The organism is Sphingobium sp. HDIP04 (genome assembly GCF_000445085.1).
GTDB classification, from domain to species: domain Bacteria; phylum Pseudomonadota; class Alphaproteobacteria; order Sphingomonadales; family Sphingomonadaceae; genus Sphingobium; species Sphingobium indicum.
In genome coordinates, this window is the sequence record NZ_ATDO01000117.1 from 47,641 (window position 1) to 65,640 (window position 18,000).

Consider the following 18,000-nt stretch of genomic DNA (forward strand, 5'->3'; position numbering starts at 1 on the left):
CGGGCCAGTGTCCTTGGCGGGCGATCCCAAGTCCATTGCGCGAAGGGGTTAGGGGGCGGCCCTTTGGATCAGTCCTGTCCCGCCCCGGCACGGCTGCGCGTCAATAATGGATGCGCAGTTCGATGCCCCCCCGGACGCGGTCGAATTCGTCCAGCGGGACGCTGCTGTCGCGTTTGGAAAAGCGCGCTATCCCCGCGACGGCGACCCGGCGGTTGACGGCATATTCCAGCTCGCCGGTGACGCCGTAGAGATGGTCGGTGTCATCGACCCCGAAATATTTGCTGCGGCGGTAGAGAATGCCCAACCGGCCCGTCAGATTATGCCGGATTTCCTGGTTTATTCCCAGGCGGAAGCGCATGTCCTCACGGGACTGCACGCCGGTCCGGTAGGTAGCGACATTGCCGACGAAGCCGTCCAGCGTGATGGTCGTGCGCGGGCGAGGCGCATATGTCAGGCCGATCTGCACCGACATGCGGGTCTGCGATTCGATCAGCTTGTCCTTGGCGTCCAGGCGATAGACGCCCACCGCGGCATCGCCGCGCAGCGTGCCGCCTGGATCGATGGCGATGCCCACCCGTGCGCCATAGGTCGACGCATCGCGGTTGAACTGGCCTGGCGCGGGGGCCAGCCGGAAATCGCGATGCGCCGCGACGCCCTCCACGAAGACGCTCGTCAGCGGCGACACGCGCAGCATCACCCGCGCCAGGCCGCCCACCGCATCCAGGTCGCGCTCCTCGTCGATGGCGCGGGTGTAGCGCATCCGCGCGCCGGTCGCCTTGACCAGAAATCCGATGCGCGAACCCTGATGCAGATAGGACAGGTCGCCATCCACCAGATTGAGTTCGCGCGGGCCGATATTGGGCAATGTGTTGCCCTCCGGCTCGCCCCGATCCTCTATCAGGTGCTGCCAGCTTGCGCCGACGTTCAGCCGGTCGGCGGCCGACGGGTTCCAGTTCAGTCCGGCGGCGACGCGCCCGCCGGCCGCATCTTCCTTCTCATATTGGAAATATTTGCGGAAATCCCCCTCCGCCCGGACGGTCAGTTCCAGCGCGCCGCTCTTGCGCAGCAGGTCGACATAGGGGCGGAACTGGAGCCGGAAATCGTCCTTCTCGCCAAAGGCCTGGGCATAGATGTTGCTGTCATATTCCAGGCGCGCGCTGCCGCCGATCCTGACGGTCGCGCTGCCCAGCGACAGCGGCGTCGGTTCGAACAGCGCGGCGGGTTCCCCCTGCAAGGGTTCGGAGGCGTCCATATCCTGCGCATGGGCGTCGGGCAGCGCCGTCATCAGCAACAGGGCGGCCGCTCCCCCGGAGGCCCGACCCAGGACCGGGCCGAAGACCGGGCGGGCCATCAAAACCACTTCTCATAGATGCGCAGCGTGTCGCCCGGCTGGATCATGTCGCGCTCGCCCGCCCGACCGACCACCTGCCGCCCGTCGACCATGCGGGTGATGGCGACGCTGCCCTGTTCGGCGCGAAAGGTATATCCGCCCGCCACCGACACCGCCGCCAGCACCGACATGCCCGCGCGATATTGATATTCGCCGGGACTCTTCACCTCGCCCAGCACATAGAAGGGACGCAATCTCACTGGCTGGACGCTGACGGTCGGGGCATTGAGCAACTGGCGCTGGGTCAGTTGGCTGGCGATGCTGGCCTGCAATTCCGGGACCGTCTTGCCGCCCGCGTCGACATCGCCCAGCACCGGCAGCGAAATCTGGCCGCGATCGTTGATCGTGTAGCTGCCCTCGCCGGAATCGGCCCCGCTGAGGCCCGGAATCGCCACCCGCACCTCGTCCCCCGCGCCCAGGCGATAGGCGACGGTCGGGGCAGGCGGCAGGCTGGCGAGTCCCGACAGCCCGCTCGAACAGGCGGTGCTCAGGGCGAAAAGGCCAAGGAAAATGCCATGGTGAAGCCGGTTGCGCATCTGCGTCCCCTCTCGATGGATAGGGCGGAAGTTTAAGCCCTTAGGCTGATTCAGGGGCGGGCAATAACGGATCGCGGGCGGGCAAAAAGGGGCGAGGGGCGGGGCGCTTTGGGGGTGATTCGAAGGAGGCGTTGCTGGCATATCGTGCTCCTGCGAGGAGCCCAGTCCCGCCGCCCGAACTAGGCTCCTGCCTTCGCAGGAGCACATATCGTCAAGCCGCCAACCGCCTATCCTGCCGCCAATGGCTGAGATCGCGCCCGATCAACTCCTCCAGCTCGGCAATGTCCCGCGCATAATAGTCGACCATGCTCCGGCGCAGCGCCGGGGCGAGCGGCGGATAGGCGATCTGCCGCGCGAACGCGCCGCGCACCCGTTCGAACACCGCATTGCCGCGCAGGGGCCGCACCGCCTCCTTCAGCGGCGCCAGCGCGGTGCGCACCGGCAGGGGCAGGAATCTTTCGCTGCTGTCGTTGCGGGGATCGGCGCCCACCTGCGTCGAATAATGGCAGGGCGCGCCGATATGGTCGCTGACGATGGCGACGGTCGCTTCGGGCGCGGCCTTCACATCCTCGAACAGCAGCACCTTGATCTGCTCCGCATCGAAATGGGCGAGCCAGCGGCGCAGATGCTTCGCGTAAAGCCCATCCTCCAGGAAGCGCGGCTGGTCGTTCGGGCGGCCGTCCAGATAATGGTCCGGCCCCTTCGTCACCGTGCCGCGCCGGAACAGCATCTTGTAATCGGAATAGGCCCGGTCGACAGGGTTGCGAAGCTGCACCACCAGCCGCGCCCTGGGCAAGACGGCGGCAAGGCGGGCGGGCGCGTCCGCATGGGCGAGATAGTCGGCCGACTTTTCCCCCAGCATCTGGTCGGGCCGCGCCCCGTCGAAGAAACGGCGATAATGGTCGAGGCCGCGATCGAAATCCTGGCTGAAGAAATGCGGTTCCGGCGCGGGCAGGTAGATGGCCGGATTATCCTGAAGCTGGTTGTGGATCCAGGTCGTCGCGCCCTTGACGGCGCCGATGATGACGAAATGCGGCAGGCGGTCGTTGGTCATTGTCTCTTCCCTTTCGTCAGCGATCCTGTTCCGCCAGGGCGATCGCAAGGCAGTTGGCGAGCCGCTGCATGTCCGCATCGTCCAGCAGATGGTCGACCGGGAAAGCGATGCTGCGGCGGCCCATATCCTGCGCGACGGGCAGCATGCCGTCCCGGCGCACATCCATGGCGGCAAAGGCAGCCTCCCGCGTCATGTCGGCGCAGGAACCGCTGCCGACCGGCATGCCCATGCGCGCCATCCGGTCGATGACCGGCGCGGTCCCGCCTTCGCCCAGCCGGTCGGCGGCGATGGTGACGTAAAGCCGGTAGAAGGCATGGCCCACATGGCCCGGAATCTCCGGCACCTCCAGCCCCGGAACGGCGCGCAACAAAGGCATCAGCACCTGCGCGTTGCGGCGGCGGCGGGCAAGCCAGCCGGGCAGCTTGGCAAGCTGCGCCCGGCCGATGGCGGCCTGCATTTCGGTCATCCGCCAGTTGCTGCCGAAACTGTCGTGCAGGTAGCGGAAGCCGCTGGCCGGGGCAGGCGCGAAGAATTTGTCGGGATTCTTGCCATGATCCTTATAGGCCCAGGCCCGCTTCCAATGCGCTTCGTCGCGCAGCAGCAGCATGCCCCCTTCCCCGCCGGTCGACATGATCTTGTCGGTGCAGAAGGAGAAGGCGGCGGCATCCCCGAAGCCGCCCACGGGCCGGCCGTGCAGCGTCGCGCCGTGCGCCTGCGCGCAATCCTCGACCAGCCACAGCCCCTTTTCATCGGCCAGCGCCCGAAGCGCATCCATGTCGCAGGGCCAGCCCGCCAGATGCACGCATATTATCGCCCGGCTGCGCGGCGACAGCATGCGACGGACCGACGCCGGATCGATATTGTTGCTGACCGGATCGATGTCGGCGAAGACCGGCGTGGCGCCCACCGCGACGATGCAGGCCGCGCTGGCGAAGAAGCTGCGCGAAGGCAGGATCACCTCGTCGCCCGCGCCGATGCCCAGCGCCCGCAGCGCCAGTTCCAGCGCCACCGTGCCGTTGCTGACCGCAATGCCGCGGGGCATGCCGCAAAAGGCCGCGAACTCGGCTTCGAAGGCGCGACCTTGCTCGCCATGGACCATGGAATTCACCCGCCCGGTCTCCAGAACATGCGTCGCCGCCGCGATCTCGTCGGCCTCATGCTGCGGCCAGCGCAGCGTCGGATGGTCGAGCGGGCTGAGGCGGGTCGGGCTGGCGCGGGGCGCGATCCGGGCTGGGGCTGGCGCGGCTTGCATCATGGTTCCTCCGGAAGGTCAGGCGACATCGCGCGGCAGCGGCGAGGACAGGGCGGCCGGAATGTCCGCCGGGCGCGGCGGCATCATCAGCAGCGTGTCGGAACTTTCCGCCGCCAGCCGCCGCAATATCTCCGCCCAGCGCGAACTGGCCGAGGCAGCGACCATCTCGTGCGTCAGCCGCACCAGCTCGTCCGCGTCGCCCGCCGCGATCAGCCGGGCGAGCTGGGCGAAGCCCTCCACCAGCATCTCCAGCGGGATGGGCGAGGGCATCGCCTCGAAAATGCCGGGAATGGCGCTTTCGATCTTGTCCTCGCTGCTGTCGAACAATTCCTCGAACAGCTTTTCGCCGGGACGCAGGCCGATGAACCTGATCGGCACGTCGATCTCCGGCCGCAGCCCCGCCATGCGGATGACGCGGCGGGCGATCTCCACGATCTTCACCGGCTCCCCCATGTCGAGGACGAAGATGGTGCCGCGTTCCGAATCCGTCTCCAATGCGCGGGCGCTGCTTTGCAGGATCAGCAGCACCGCCTCCTGCACGGTCATGAAGAAGCGTTCGATGTCGGGATGGGTGACGGTCAGCGGCTTGCCGTTCGCCAGTTGCTGCTGGAACAGCGGGATCAGCGATCCGCTGGACCCCAGCACATTGCCGAAGCGCACCGTCAGGAAGCGCGGACTGTCAGGATCGCAACTGCCGATCAGGTCGAGCGCCTGGCAGTATAATTCGCCCAGCCGCTTGGTGGCGCCCATCAGGCCGACGGGGTTCACCGCCTTGTCGGTCGACACCTGGATCATCGCTCGCGCCTCGAACTCGCAGACCGCGTCCGCGACGTTGCGGGTGCCCAGCACATTGGTGTGCACCCCGGCGCAGGGATTGGCCTCCACCATCGGTACGTGCTTCAGCGCGGCGGCGTGAAAGACGATCTGCGGCCGCCGCCGCTCGAACACCTGCCAGAGGGCGGGGCGCTGGCGGATGGAGCAGAGTTCGGCGTGGAAGCGGATATGGGGGAATTTCTCCCGCGCCTCCATCTCTATGGCGTAGAGATTATATTCGCTGTGATCGAGCAGCACGATCTCCGCCGGGGAATAATAGGCAAGCTGGCGCACCAGTTCGCCGCCGATCGTGCCGCCCGCGCCCGTCACCATGATCCGCGCCCCGGTGACGACCCGTTCCAGATAGCTGTGCTGCACGGTGATTTCCGGACGCCCCAGCAGTTCGGCGAGCGGCATCTTCTCTATCGCCATGCGGTCGCCGTCCATGGATTGGGCGCTGGTCCAGGGATTGCGGAAGCGCGAGACGACCAGATTTTCCTGCTCGGCCAGGCTGGCGATGCGCAATATCTGCTGCCGGTCGAGCCGCTCGCTGCTTTCCTGCACCACTAGGCTGACCGGACGCTTGCCCGCGCGGTCGAGGTCCGCGACGATCCGGGGCAGCATCTCCGGCGATCCCAATATCGGCAGGCCGCCGACATGCAGCCGCCGGTCATGCCCGTCGAAGGAAATGACGCCGACGATCTCCAGCCCCGAATGTGCCTCGGTGGGGACAAGGTCCGCCATCACCCGCGCCCAATCCAGTTCGCCCAGCAACAGGATGCGGCGGCGCGCCTGCACCGTCCGGCGCAGCCGCGCCGCCCGAACATGCTTGAAGAACTGCCGCCGCAGCACGCGCACCGCCAGCAGCGCGGCGACGGTCAGCGGCACGTCGACGGTCAGGAAGACGGTCATCGGCCCGCGCATCATCTTCTGCGGCGCCAGCAACCCGGCGGTGATCATCCAGATGAGCCAACTGCTGGCGAGCAGGCTGGCCGCCAGCGACAGCGCGTCCCCGATCGACAGGAAGCGCCAGCTTTGTCGATAGGTGCCGACGACGAACAGCACGCTGAGGTTCACGCCGACGAACAGCGCCATGAACCAGGGGTCCAGCAGCGTCCGGGGCATGGGCAGGTCGGACAGGATCAGGCGGGAAAGAACGAAGCTGCCCAGCATGATGAGCGCGTCCAGCGCCAGGATGACGGCCAGCCTGATCGCCCAGAAGCGCGTGGCGCCCCGCGCCGCGAAAGCGCGGACGGCGGCATCCAGCCGCAGGAGGGGCGTTTCCGCGGCGGCTTCCGCCTCATTCTGCCCGGCTGGCGCGATATTCGGCATTCGCTTGTCTCCGATTTCGGGCGCTTGTCTACGAACCCTTGGTCCGCCGGTTGCGATGGAAGAGGGTTGCCTGGAGGCGTTGCCCTGCATGCCCGCCGCAACCGACGGTAGGCATCAGGCTATCGAAACAGGGGCTTCCCGGTAATCGATCGACCGGACATCATCCTTTATCCCTTGCGCGGCGCGGCCGGTGCGGGCGATCTCCCCTTATGGCTATGTGGCCAGTGCCGTCGTGCCACTGCGGGGCCGCGCCGTGCGCGGAGGGGATGCCGCCTGCCTCAAAGGGATATCTACCGATGCACCGCAAAATGGGGCGACAGGGCGTGCTATCCCACCCAATGACGTGTTCCTGCGCAGGCAGGAACGCGAAAAAATCAGGCCAGCCAGAGAGGCATATGCGCCATGAAAGTCGTGATCCTCTCCAGCCTGTCCTGGTCGCTGGTCAACTTCCGTGGGGCGCTGATCGCCCGGATGATCGAGGAGGGGCATGAGGTCGTGGCCTGCGCCCCGGACGAGGAGCCGGAGGTGCTGGCCAGGCTGGCGGGCATGGGCGTGCGCTTTCGCCGGACGCCCATGGCGCGGGCGGGCACCAATCCGCTGCATGACCTGCGCACCCTGCTCCATTACCGGCGGCTGATGCGGGCGGAGCGGCCCGATGTCGTCATCGCCTATACGCAAAAGCCGATCATCTATGGCGGGCTGGCCGCCCGCCTGTGGAGCCGGGCGCGCTATTTCGCGATCATGAGCGGCCTTGGCTATGTCTTCAGCGAGGAAGCCGACGGCCGCCGCTGGTTGCGGGCCGTCGTGTCGCGGCTTTACCGGATCGGCGTCTCCCGGGCGCGCTGCATCTTCGTGTTCAACGGCGACGATCATCGCCTGATGCGCGAAAGCGGGATCGTCTCGCCGGCGCAAAGGGTCATGCAGGTTCCCGGTTCCGGCATCGACATCCGGCACTTCGCCGAACGGCCCCTGCCCGAAGGCCCCTTCACCTTCCTGATGATGGGCCGGCTGATGCGCGACAAGGGCGTGGGCGAATATGTCGAGGCCGCCCGGATCGTCCGCGCAAGCCGCCCGGAGGTCCGCTTCCTGCTGCTGACCCGGCCGGAGGCGGAAAATCCGACCGGCTATACCGCGGCCGATCTGGAGCAATGGCGGAAAGCCGGGCTGATCGAATTCCTGCCCGAAACCCGCGACGTGCGGCCCTTCATCGCGGCCGCCCACGCCTTCGTTCTGCCGTCCTTCTACCGGGAGGGCCTGCCCCGCACGATATTGGAGGCGCTGGCGACCGGACGGCCGGTCATCACCACCGACATGCCCGGCTGCCGCGAGCCGGTCCGCCACGGCGTCAACGGCCTGCTCGTGCCGCCCCGCGACGGCCCTGCGCTGGCCGCCGCCATGGAAAAAATGATCGCCCAACCGGAGCGCGTCGCCGCCATGGCCGCAGCGGCGCGGCGGACGGCGGTCGACATCTATGATGTGGACAAGGTCAACGCCATGCTGCTGGACGTCATGCAATTGCGCGGCGCGGCCAGCGCGACGCCCGTGCCCGCGCCTCCACCCGCGCTGCTGGTGCCGGAAGGCGCATGACCGCCCGCCTGCGCCCGGCGGGATTGCTGGCGATCGCCCTTCTCGCGCTGTTGGCCCCGCTGCTGCTGCTGCTGTCCCTGCTGGTGCTGATCGGCCTGGGGCGGCCGGTGCTGTTTCGCCAGGCCCGAAGCGGCCTGGGCGGGCGGCCCTTCGCCATGATCAAGTTCCGCAGCATGCGCGACCTGCGCGACGGCCAGGGCGCCCTGCTGCCGGATGCGCAGCGGATCACGGCGGTGGGGCGGTTCTTGCGGCGCTCCCGGCTGGACGAGTTGCCCGAACTGATCAACATCGCACGCGGCGAGATGGATTTCGTCGGCCCCCGGCCCCTGCTGCCCCACAGCATCGCCGCCATGGGCCGCGACGGCGTGGAGCGGGGCAAGGTGCGGCCGGGCCTGACCGGCCTGGCGCAGGTCAGCGGCAACACGCTGCTGAGCGTCGAGGAAAAGCTGCGCTTCGACCTCTGCTATGTGCGCCGCCGCAGCGCCCGCCTGGACGCGCAGATCATCGCCCGCACGCTGCTGGTCGTGATCGGCGGCGAAAAAAGGATAGACTGGCATGCCGACGAAGCGCGCCCTCCTCATCGGGGCGGTTGAAACCACGCGGATCGCCTTCGAAGCGATCGCCCGCCATCCGGCATGGGACATGGCCGCCATCGTCACGCTCGATCCCGCGCTGGCCGGGCGCCATTCCGATTATGTCGACCTGGAGCCGGCGGCGCGCGCGCGGGGCTGCCCGGTCATCCATGTCGACAATATCAACCGGGAGGAAGCGCTGGCCGCGATCCGCGACGCGGGCGCCGACATCGCCTTCGTCATGGGCTGGTCCCAGATTTGCGGGCCCGCCTTCCGCGCGCTCTTTCCCGACCGGGCGATCGGCTATCATCCCGCCGCCCTGCCCCGGCTGCGCGGCCGCGCCGCCATTCCCTGGACGATATTGCAGCAGGAACCGATCACCGCCGGAACCCTGTTCTGGATCGATGCGGGCACGGACACGGGCGACATAGCCGATCAGCAATTCTTCCATGTCGCGCCGGACGAAACGGCGGCCACGCTCTATGCCAAGCATATGCGAGCGCTGGCCGTCATGCTCGACCGCATGCTGGAGCGGATCGCGGCGGGGGAGATGCCGCGCACGGCGCAGGACGAAGGCTGCGCCACCTGGGCGGCGCGCCGGACCCCTGCGGACGGGCTGATCGACTGGCGGCGGCCGGCCGGCGACGTGCTGCGCCTGATCCGCGCCGCCGGCCATCCCTATCCCGGCGCCTTCACCCGGCTGGACGGCGCGGACCTCAGGATCTGGGCGGCGGCGCCGTCCGACATGGGCTGGCGTCATGCGGCCCTGCCGGGACAGGTCGTGGCGCGGACGGCGGAGGGTTTCACCATCCTCTGCGGCCAGGCCACCGCCCTTGCCGTCACGCAATGGAGCGGTCCTGACAAGCCGCCGAAACTCCACGCCATTTTGGGGGAATAGCCGATGTCGCTGCCTTTCAACGCCCGACGGGTCGCGGTGGTCGCGCCCCATCCCGACGATGAGATATTGGGTTGCGGCGGCACCATGGCGCGGGCGGCGGCAGCGGGGGCCGAGGTGCATGTCGTCGTCGTCACCCGCGGGCAGCCGCCGCTGTTCGACGAGGAACTGGTGCGGCGGATACGCTCCGAAACGCTGCAGGCGCACGGGACGATCGGCGTGGCCGACACCTGCTTCCTGGATTTCCCGGCCGCCGGGCTGGACCAGGTCAGGCGCAGCGAGCTGAATGCGGCGCTGTCGGACGCGCTGTCGCGGATCGCGCCCGACCTGCTGCTGATCCCCTTCATCGGCGACATCCATCTGGACCATCAGATCGTCTTCAACGCCGCGCTGGTCCACGCCCGGCCGCGAGGGCCGGGCGGGCCAAGCTGCGTCCTGGCCTATGAGACTCTGTCGGAAACCAACTGGCTAGCCCCCGGCGTCACGCCCGCCTTCATCCCAAACATGTTCGTCGACATCAGCGAGACGATAGAGCGCAAGATCGCCGCCTTCCAGGCGTTCCGGAGCCAGGTGAAACCCAGCCCCGACGAACGGTCGATAGAGGCCATTCGCGCCCTCGCGACGCTGCGCGGCGCGACGGTCTATCGCCAGGCGGCCGAAGCATTTGTTCTGGTGCGACAAATAGATTAACCTGGATTACTTTCCGCCCGAATCGCTCCGGATGCGAAACGGCGCGGGCGATTCCCGGCTAGACCATTCGCGATAACACCAAAGTAGTAAGCTGGGCTGCCGCAGGTGCGGCATATTTTCGCAATGGCGTGAAAAATTCAGCAGATTAACAATATGTTAATGCCTTATTGCGCGCACCCGAAATTTCCATTGAACATATCGGGACTCTCGCGGCAAAAATATGCTACTGATAAGTTGTTGAAACAAAAAGAAAGGGTCGCACTACAGGCATTTGATTACTGGTCTTCTACATTCCGTTTGGGGCCTGCTTACGGGGGTAGAGGAGATCATGAGGGGACCACCCAATGTCTTACCCAGTTAATGTGCGTCTGTTGTGCGGTAATGCAATCGTTCGGGAGGGGCTCAGCCGCATCCTGATTGAACGGGATTTCCGCGTAACCCAATATCCCAATATCGCCGCGGCGCTTCAACAGGTTGAGGTGCCGGAGGAGGATACGGGCCCGTCCCTGTTGCTGATCGACGACGGGACCGAAGCGATGGACATAGAAACGCTTTCGGTTCTGCAGAAACGTTTTCCCTGTTCCTATCTCGTCCTGCTGTCCGACAGGTTCGATTTCCAGATCATGCTCAAGGCTTTCCGGCTCGGGGCGCTGGCCTATATCGTCAAGGAAATCTCCTGCGACCGGCTGGTGGCGACGCTGCGGCTGGTGGCCATGGGCGAGCGCGTCCTTCCTCCGCAACTGGCGGACGAGCTGCAATCCCGGCCCAGCCTGACCGACGCGCTGGAGGTCGAACGCCCGGTGGACGCGGCCTGCCTGTCCGACCGGGAACTGGAAATCCTGCGCTGGCTGATCATGGGATGCCCGAACAAGGTCATTTCCAAGCGGATGGACATCAGCGAGGCGACCGTGAAGGTCCATGTGAAGGCCGTGCTGCGCAAGCTGCGCGTCAAGAACCGGACCCAGGCGGCGATCTGGGCAGCCAATCACGGCATGCGCGGACGCGTGGCGGAGGTCGAACCCGAACTGCCCGTCGCCATCCCCCATCCGACGCAATTGCCTGTCCTGGAACTGGCGGGGCTGGCCAGCCGCGCCTGATCTTCACGACCCCAATGGGGGGATCGTCATGGCATATGATGTGAAGGGCGCGCTCGCCGCACGCGCCTTGCCGATGCTGCGCGGCCGGTTCGCGGGTTTCCTGGTCAAGGGAAGCCGGGGCCGGCTGATCGCGGTGGGGCATTTGCTGTCGGGCAATTTCCTGAACGCGCTGATCATGCTGGTCAGCGTGGCGATGGCGGCCCGATCGCTGGGACCGGCGACCTATGGCGTCATGGTTCTGGTCCTGTCCTATAATCGCGTGGTCGAACGAATCCTGCGCTTCGAATCCTGGCAGCCGCTGATCCGCTTCGCGGTGGAGGAAGAAGCCAGGGGTTCGCCGCGACGGATGCAGCGGCTGTACTGCTATGGCCTGATGCTCGACATGGGCGCCGCTGCGGTGGCGGCGTTCAGCGCCGTCGGGCTGGCATGGCTGTTCGGGCCGCTCTTTGGCCTTCAGCCCCTGCATGTCGAGCTGGTGGCGATCTATTCGGTCGCGACCCTGTTCAACATCGCGGGCGTGCCGACCGCCGCGTTGCGCCTGTCGGGCCAGTTCAAGATGCTGGCCTATGCGCAGGTGGCAGGCAATGTGCTGCGCATCCTGCTCGCCTTCGTCTGCATGGTGACGCATGCCGGCCTGGTCGGCTTCATGGTGGCGTGGACGGCGTCGCAGGCGCTGGGTTCGGTCCTGGTCTTCTGGGTCGGATTCCGCGCCTTGAGAAAGATGGGGATACCCAATCCGCTGCATGCCCGGCTGAAGGGCCTGGTAAGGGATTTTCCGGGCTTCTTCGGTTTTGCCTGTTCGACCAACCTTTCGCTGACCCTGCGCGTCATCACCACGGAAGCGGACTCGCTGTTCGTCGGCGCGGTGGCGGGCAGTTCGGCCGCGGCGGTCTATTATCTCGCCAAGCGCATCGCAAAGGTCGCGACGCAGGTGGGCGCGCAGGTGCAGGCGGTCGTCTATCCCGATGTCGCGCGCATGTGGGCGAACGGCAATGTCCGGACATTCCGGGCGGCGACGCTGCAGGTGCAGATGGCGCTGGCGGCGGTCGGCCTCGCCATGCTGGCGGGCGCCTGGCTGCTGGGGCCGCTGCTCATCCGGGTCGGGCCGGGCGCGGCCTATTCGGAAACCTATATCCTGCTGCTGACGCAGTTGGTCGCCGTGATGCTGATGCTGCATGCCGCGCCGTCCCGCTCGGCGATGCTGGCGATGAACCGGAGCTGGGCGGTCCTTGCGATCTCCGGCTTCGGCACGGCGCTGTTCGTGGCGGTCGCGGCCTATGCCGTTCCCCGTTACGGACCCATTGGCGGGAACATGGCCCATGTGATGCTGGGCGTGGTGACGGCGGTGCTGCTAGACGTCGCCTGGTTGCGGCGGGCAAGGGTGCGGCCAGTCGCGGCGAGCATGGGCTGAGCCGGATCGGGCGTCGACCGGCCCGGCACATTTCCATCCCCACAAATCCTAGGACCGATCGACATTCAGTTCAGGGCGAGCCGAAAATGGTAGTTTTCTGTGACCCGGAGCGCAGCGTACTTAAAGTACGTGAGCACCGGAAGCACGGGATTGAAGCGAGGCACGTGACTCGCTTCAACCATTTGCAGGCCGTTATGGGCTGAATGTCGATCGGTCCTAGAAGAAACTGGTCGAATCCGCCCCGGCCAGGCTGTTGACGCCCACCAGTTGGACGCTTTGGTCGAAGGCGCCGTCGCCATTGGCGTCGTAGAAGATCCAGCCATCGGTCGTGCCGGCGACGAACGCCACATGATTGACGCCCGCGGTGGTGTTGGCCGCCGCCAGCGCGTCGGCGAAATTGTTGGTGGCGATCGTCCGTTCGGCATAGTCGGCCGCGGGCAGGGAGCCGTTCAGGAAGTCGAGGTCGATGCGGTCGCCCTCGATCGCCTTGAAATCGGTGATGCGGTCATAGCTTGCCGTGTTGAGCGTCGTGTCGCCGCGGTTGAAGACGAAGACGTCCGCCTCCGCGCCGCCGGTCAGCGTGTCCTTGCCCGCGCCGCCGATCAGCATGTCGCTGCCCGCCCCGCCCTTCAGCGTGTCGCCCGCCGCGCCGCCGTCCAGCAGGTCGTTGCCCGCGCCGCCGTCCAGGCTGTCCTGCCCGTCCTCGCCATAGAGCCGGTCGTCGCCGCCATTGCCCAGCAGGGTGTCGTTGCCCAGCCCGCCCCACAGGCCGTTATTGCCGCTGTTGCCGGTCATCGTGTTGGCGATGTCGTTGCCGATGCCGTCGATCGAGTCCGTGCCGGTCAGAACCAGCTTCTCGATCTCGGCCGCCATTTTGTAGCTGACGGAGGCGCTCACCTGATCGGTCCCCTCGCCCGCCAGCTCGACGATCAGGTCGTCATTGGCGCTGTTGCCGTCATCGGACCAACTGTCGACGATATAGCTGTCATTGCCCAGGCCCCCGGTCATGCTGTCGGCGCCCGCGCCGCCGTCCAGATAATCGTCGCCCAGCCCGCCGACCAGCATGTCGTCGCCGTCGCCGCCGAAGAGGGTGTCGTTATCGTCGCCGCCGTACAGCGCGTCGGCGCCGCCCATGCCGTAGAGGATGTCGGCGCCCAGGCCGCCCGACAGCATATTGGCCGCATCATTGCCGGTGATGGTGTTGGTCAGTTCATTGCCCATGCCGTTGATCGCCGCCGCGCCGGTCAGCGTCAGCTTCTCGACATTGGCGGCGAGGCGGTAGCTGACGGAAGCATAGACAAGGTCGCTGCCGCCGCCCGCCAGTTCGATCACCTGGTCGTCATTGCCGGCAAAGCCGTCGTCCGACCATGTGTCGACATAGAAGCTGTCGTTGCCCGCGCCGCCGTCCATATAGTCCGCGCCTGCTCCGCCATCGATGACGTCATTGCCGGCAAGGGCGTAGATGGTGTCGTTGAGCGCCGTGGTCTGATAGGCGAGCACGGCGGTCGTCGGGCTGATCGTGTTGTTGCCCGAAGATCCCGTGATCGTCTTCCCGTTTTCCGCGACGTCGGTGACGGTGATCGACAGAAGCTGGTCATCGGCGTTGCTGCCGTCGGTCGCGCGCACCGTCACCTGGTAGACGCCATCGCCATCGGCATCGAGCCGGTTCTCGAAATCCGGGGCGTTGATGAAGGAAAGGGCGCCCGTCACCGGATCTATGGTGAACAGCGCGGCGTCGGCTCCCCCGGAAATGGCGAAGCCGGGCGCGGTCCCGTCCGCGTCGCTGGCGGTGACGACGGTCACGGCGCCCGCATTCTCCGCCATGCTGATCGACGCCGACGCGCCGCCGCCGTTGGAGGTGATGATCGGCGCGTTGTCGTTCACATTGGCGACGCTGATGGCCAGGGTCTGCGAGACGCTGGTGCTGCCGTCGCTGGCGCTGACGATGACATGGTAGAGGCGGTCGCCATTGCTGTCGTCGGGCGCTTCGAAATCGGGCGCCGTCTTGAAGCTCAGCGCACCCGTCGCCGGATCTATGGTGAACAGCGCCGCGTCGGCGCCCCCGCCGATGCTGTAGCTGAGCGCCGCGCCGTCGGCATCGCTGGCCTGGACCGTCGCGGCGAGCAGGCTGTTTTCGGCGACGGAAAGGGCGACGGAAGCCGCCCCGGCATAGGAAGTCAGCACCGGCGCGTTATCGTTGAGATTGGCGACGGTCACCGCCAGCATCTGCTGGTCCGCATTGGCGCCGTCGCTGGCCTGCACGATCACGTCATAGACATTGTCATGATCGGCGTCGGCGGGGGCTTCGTGGTCCGGCGCGGCCTTGAAGCGGAGCGCGCCCGTCACCGCATCGATCTCAAAGAGCGCCGCATCCGCTCCGCCGATGATGGCGAAGCCGATCGACGGGCTGTCGGCATCGGTGGCGGTGACGCTGGTCACAGCCGTCCCATTCTCGTCAATGGCGATCGCCGCGCTGGCGCCGCCGCCATTGGAGGTGATGACCGGCGCGGAGCCGTCCGGCACGTCGTTCACGGTCACGGAAAGCGCCTGCGTGTCCACGCCGCCATTGCCGTCATTGGCGGCGACGATCAGTTGGTAGACATTGTCGCGGTCGGCATCGGCCGGGCTTTCGAAATTGGGCGCGGCGAGGAAACGCAGCTCGCCCGTCAGCGCGTCGATCGCGAACAGCGCGGCGTCTGCGCCGCCGACGATGGAAAAGGCGACCGCCTGCCCCATGTCGGGATCTGTCGCGGTGACGATGGTGACGGCGGTGACGTTCTCATCGACGGTCAGGGACGCGCTGGAGCCGCCGCCGTTGGACGTGATGACCGGCGGCGCATTCAGCGCGGTGGAAGGGGTCGTCATGTCCGCGAACTGGAAATATTCGACGTTGCGGATCGTCTTGCTACCCTCCGGAGAGCCGGCGCGCTGGTCGACCGCGACATGGCTGCCGTCGGCCTGGAGCGTGAAAACATAGTCCATCCGGTTGCCCGAAAAGACCAGCGTGTCGACGTCCGCGCTGCCGTCTATCACGTCGTTGCCCGCGCCCGCGAGGATCGTGTCGTTGCCCGCGCCGCCATGCATGTAATCGTTGCCGCTGCCGCCATCCAACAGGTCGTCGCCGGTGCCGCCATAGAGTTCGTCGCTGCCCGCGCCGCCATAAAGCTGGTCATTGCCCGCATCGCCGTTCAGCGTATCGTTGCTGTTGGTGTCGGCATCGTCGCCATGGAGAATGTCGTTGCCCGACCCGCCCGACATGTTGTCGCCGCCGGCCTGGCCGTAGAGGATGTCGTCATCGTCGCCGCCGGTCATCCTGTCGCTGCCGCGGCCGCCATAGAGGATGTCGTTGCCCGTGCCGCCGTCGATGGTATCGTCGCCAGAGATGTTGTTGAAGCCCAGATCGTCGCCGTAGAGCAGGTCGTCCCCCGCGCCGCCGGCTATCGTGTCGCTGCCGCGCCAGCCGAAGATGATGTCGTTGCCGCCGTCGCCCTGAAGATTGTCCTTGCCCGCGCCGCCGATGACGATGTCGTTGCCAAGGCCCGCCTGGACCAGCACGTCCTTGGCATAGTCGATCCCGCCCGCGCCATGCGCCGTCAGGTCGATGATGTCGTCCCCGTCGCCCAGCCAGAACTGCTCGATATTGTCGAAGCTGCCGAAGCCGCCGGAAATCACGCCATTATTGTAGAAGATCGCGTCGGACAGGTTGGACCCATAGATGACGTCCGTGCCGGTGCCGCCCATCAGCAGGTCCATGGAAATCTGGATGTTGCTGGCGGCCAGTTGATAGGCCGCGCCGCTGCCGGTCAGGATCGCGGAGTTCCATGCCAGTTGCGCCAGCACCGCGTCGGGGCGCACCGTGTCGAGATTGGCAAGCCGGGTGAAGGCGAAGAACTGGTCCTTCTCACTACCTGCCGTGATGGTCTGGCTTCCCACCACGTTAAAGAAATTCGCCATGCCCGCCCCCTATCCAGCGTCCTTGTGAAAGGTCCGGAATCCTTAGCGGCAAATCGCATCGCGGCGGTGAGGTCTTAGGGATAGCGCCTACACCTTCGGGAGTGCGCCAATGGGTGTAGGCGCGCGCCTATTGCTCCCGGAAGGAACGCCACATGCTGTCGGTCAGCGGGTCGACCATATATTGCAGCGCCGTCCGCCGCCGTAGCGGCACGACAACCTCCACCGGCATGCCCGGCTTCATCGCGAAATCGCCTTCCCGATACCGCCGGATCAGCGCGATCTGATCGGGCGCGATGGTCACCTCTCCCGCGAAATAGGCGATGCCCGTCTTCTCCTCGACAAAGCTGTCCGCCGATATGCGGGTCACCTTGCCCTCGATGATCGGGAGGCTGCGCCCCGGAAAGCCGGCGAAGCGTATCTCCGCCTTCTGCCCCACGGCCAGGTCGTCGACGTCGGTGGGGGAGAATCGCGCCTCGATCACCACGGCGGAATGGCGCGGCACGATGTCCATCAGCGTCTGACCGGCCGCGATCACCCCGCCCACCGTATGCACGCCAAGGCCGACGACTGTCCCGCTCACCGGCGCGCGCACCTGCGTCCGGGCGAGTTCGTCCCGCGCCGCGCCCCATTTGGGCAGCACGTCGCCCAGCAGCGCCTGGGTATCGCGCAGTTCCGACGCGATCTTCTCCTCAAGGTTCTGCTTCGCCTCCAGCGCCTTCAGCCGCGCCTCCCCCACCATGTTGGCGGCGCTGTCGCGGGCAGCGCGCAGGCGCCCGCGCTGGCCGATCAGGTCCGCCTTGGCCCGCTCCAGCGCGCGGATGCGCGTCTTGCTGACAAAGCCCTTCTCCGCCACGGTGCGCAGGCTCTCCAGCTCGTCGGTGATCAGCCGTTCCTGCTCGATCACCGACGCGACCTGCTCGCGATAGCCCGCCGCCTGAGACCCTGCCTGGCTCCCCTCATGCATCGCCACGCCCTGCTGCGTGCCGAGCAGCGCCGACCGCGCCGCCATCTGCGCCCGCTGCGCCCGCATCGCCGCTTGCGCATCGGCGCGGTCGTCCCCGGTCAGGTTGCGGAACTCGACCGGCGTCTCCATGCCCACGCCCGCCTGTTCGGCGCGCAGGCGGGCGCGTTGCGCGATCAGCCAGATCGCCTGCGACGCCAGCACCCTCTCCTGCGCGGCCACGGCTGGCGCGGCGAGCCGGACCAGCACTTCGCCCTGCCGGACCGTCTGGCCTTCCTTCACCAGGATCGCCGCGACGATGCCGCCGTCGCGATGCTGCACGCTCTGCCTCTGCCCCGCCACGGTGGTGCGCCCCGGCGCCAGCGCCGCCGCGTCCAGCCGGGCAAAGGCCGCCCAGCCCAGGAACAGCAGGAAAAAGGCGGCCGCCACCAGCAATCCGCCGCGCACCTCCGGCCT

At 66.9% G+C, this 18,000-nt stretch carries 13 protein-coding genes; 6 read left to right on the top strand and 7 right to left on the bottom strand.

The window, feature by feature from the left end:
• Window positions 1-100 precede the first annotated feature (100 nt).
• The 5 genes from L286_RS42145 to L286_RS42165 form a co-directional block, all read right to left on the bottom strand.
• Window positions 101-1,351, bottom strand: coding sequence for an outer membrane beta-barrel protein (locus L286_RS42145; RefSeq protein ID WP_020817505.1), 1,251 nt, complete (start codon window positions 1,349-1,351; stop codon window positions 101-103).
• On the bottom strand, window positions 1,351-1,926 hold the full coding sequence (locus tag L286_RS42150; protein ID WP_013041510.1) for a polysaccharide biosynthesis/export family protein: 576 nt from the start codon (window positions 1,924-1,926) through the stop codon (window positions 1,351-1,353). The genes L286_RS42145 and L286_RS42150 overlap by 1 nt, the downstream gene beginning before the upstream one ends.
• Window positions 1,927-2,137: 211 nt before the next feature.
• Window positions 2,138-2,980 carry a sulfotransferase family protein gene (locus tag L286_RS42155; protein WP_020817504.1) on the bottom strand — a complete coding sequence of 281 codons (843 nt, stop codon included), beginning with the start codon at window positions 2,978-2,980 and terminating at the stop codon, window positions 2,138-2,140.
• 16 nt (window positions 2,981-2,996) lie between these two features.
• A complete protein-coding gene (locus L286_RS42160; protein WP_020817503.1) occupies window positions 2,997-4,235 on the bottom strand; it encodes a DegT/DnrJ/EryC1/StrS family aminotransferase in 1,239 nt (412 codons plus the stop codon).
• A gap of 15 nt (window positions 4,236-4,250) precedes the next feature.
• On the bottom strand, window positions 4,251-6,377 hold the full coding sequence (locus L286_RS42165; protein WP_020817502.1) for a polysaccharide biosynthesis protein: 2,127 nt from the start codon (window positions 6,375-6,377) through the stop codon (window positions 4,251-4,253).
• Window positions 6,378-6,779: 402 nt separating this feature from the next.
• Between L286_RS42165 and L286_RS42170 the strand changes: the two genes are divergently transcribed.
• From L286_RS42170 to L286_RS42195, 6 genes are all read left to right on the top strand, one after another.
• Window positions 6,780-7,964: a glycosyltransferase family 4 protein gene (locus tag L286_RS42170; protein WP_020817501.1), complete on the top strand. Its 1,185-nt coding sequence runs from the start codon at window positions 6,780-6,782 to the stop codon at window positions 7,962-7,964.
• A complete protein-coding gene (locus tag L286_RS42175; protein WP_020817500.1) occupies window positions 7,961-8,557 on the top strand; it encodes a sugar transferase in 597 nt (198 codons plus the stop codon). Before L286_RS42170 ends, L286_RS42175 begins: the two co-directional genes overlap by 4 nt.
• Window positions 8,520-9,434 carry a formyltransferase family protein gene (locus L286_RS42180; RefSeq protein WP_020817499.1) on the top strand — a complete coding sequence of 305 codons (915 nt, stop codon included), beginning with the start codon at window positions 8,520-8,522 and terminating at the stop codon, window positions 9,432-9,434. Before L286_RS42175 ends, L286_RS42180 begins: the two co-directional genes overlap by 38 nt.
• A gap of 3 nt (window positions 9,435-9,437) precedes the next feature.
• Window positions 9,438-10,121, top strand: a complete 684-nt coding sequence (locus L286_RS42185) for a PIG-L deacetylase family protein (protein WP_007689444.1) — start codon at window positions 9,438-9,440, stop codon at window positions 10,119-10,121.
• Between the two features lie 344 nt (window positions 10,122-10,465).
• Window positions 10,466-11,218: a LuxR C-terminal-related transcriptional regulator gene (locus L286_RS42190; protein ID WP_013041516.1), complete on the top strand. Its 753-nt coding sequence runs from the start codon at window positions 10,466-10,468 to the stop codon at window positions 11,216-11,218.
• A 28-nt stretch (window positions 11,219-11,246) separates the two neighbouring features.
• On the top strand, window positions 11,247-12,629 hold the full coding sequence (locus tag L286_RS42195) for a lipopolysaccharide biosynthesis protein (RefSeq protein ID WP_020817497.1): 1,383 nt from the start codon (window positions 11,247-11,249) through the stop codon (window positions 12,627-12,629).
• A gap of 216 nt (window positions 12,630-12,845) precedes the next feature.
• Here L286_RS42195 and L286_RS42200 read toward each other — a convergent pair whose 3' ends face one another.
• Together L286_RS42200 and L286_RS42205 are read right to left on the bottom strand one after the other, a co-directional pair.
• On the bottom strand, window positions 12,846-16,583 hold the full coding sequence (locus tag L286_RS42200; RefSeq protein ID WP_020817496.1) for a calcium-binding protein: 3,738 nt from the start codon (window positions 16,581-16,583) through the stop codon (window positions 12,846-12,848).
• A 127-nt stretch (window positions 16,584-16,710) separates the two neighbouring features.
• Window positions 16,711-18,000: HlyD family type I secretion periplasmic adaptor subunit (locus L286_RS42205; protein WP_021223898.1), on the bottom strand; the 1,290-nt coding region annotated here is incomplete at its 5' end.

Excerpts from the sequence above, each read along its gene's own strand:
- L286_RS42145 (WP_020817505.1), bottom strand. The coding sequence starts at position 1,351 with ATGGCCCGCCCGGTCTTCGGCCCGGTCCTGGGTCGGGCCTCCGGGGGA.
- L286_RS42150 (WP_013041510.1), bottom strand. The coding sequence starts at position 1,926 with ATGCGCAACCGGCTTCACCATGGCATTTTCCTTGGCCTTTTCGCCCTG.
- L286_RS42155 (WP_020817504.1), bottom strand. The coding sequence starts at position 2,980 with ATGACCAACGACCGCCTGCCGCATTTCGTCATCATCGGCGCCGTCAAG.
- L286_RS42160 (WP_020817503.1), bottom strand. The coding sequence starts at position 4,235 with ATGATGCAAGCCGCGCCAGCCCCAGCCCGGATCGCGCCCCGCGCCAGC.
- L286_RS42165 (WP_020817502.1), bottom strand. The coding sequence starts at position 6,377 with ATGCCGAATATCGCGCCAGCCGGGCAGAATGAGGCGGAAGCCGCCGCG.
- L286_RS42170 (WP_020817501.1), top strand. The coding sequence starts at position 6,780 with ATGAAAGTCGTGATCCTCTCCAGCCTGTCCTGGTCGCTGGTCAACTTC.
- L286_RS42175 (WP_020817500.1), top strand. The coding sequence starts at position 7,961 with ATGACCGCCCGCCTGCGCCCGGCGGGATTGCTGGCGATCGCCCTTCTC.
- L286_RS42180 (WP_020817499.1), top strand. The coding sequence starts at position 8,520 with ATGCCGACGAAGCGCGCCCTCCTCATCGGGGCGGTTGAAACCACGCGG.
- L286_RS42185 (WP_007689444.1), top strand. The coding sequence starts at position 9,438 with ATGTCGCTGCCTTTCAACGCCCGACGGGTCGCGGTGGTCGCGCCCCAT.
- L286_RS42190 (WP_013041516.1), top strand. The coding sequence starts at position 10,466 with ATGTCTTACCCAGTTAATGTGCGTCTGTTGTGCGGTAATGCAATCGTT.
- L286_RS42195 (WP_020817497.1), top strand. The coding sequence starts at position 11,247 with ATGGCATATGATGTGAAGGGCGCGCTCGCCGCACGCGCCTTGCCGATG.
- L286_RS42200 (WP_020817496.1), bottom strand. The coding sequence starts at position 16,583 with ATGGCGAATTTCTTTAACGTGGTGGGAAGCCAGACCATCACGGCAGGT.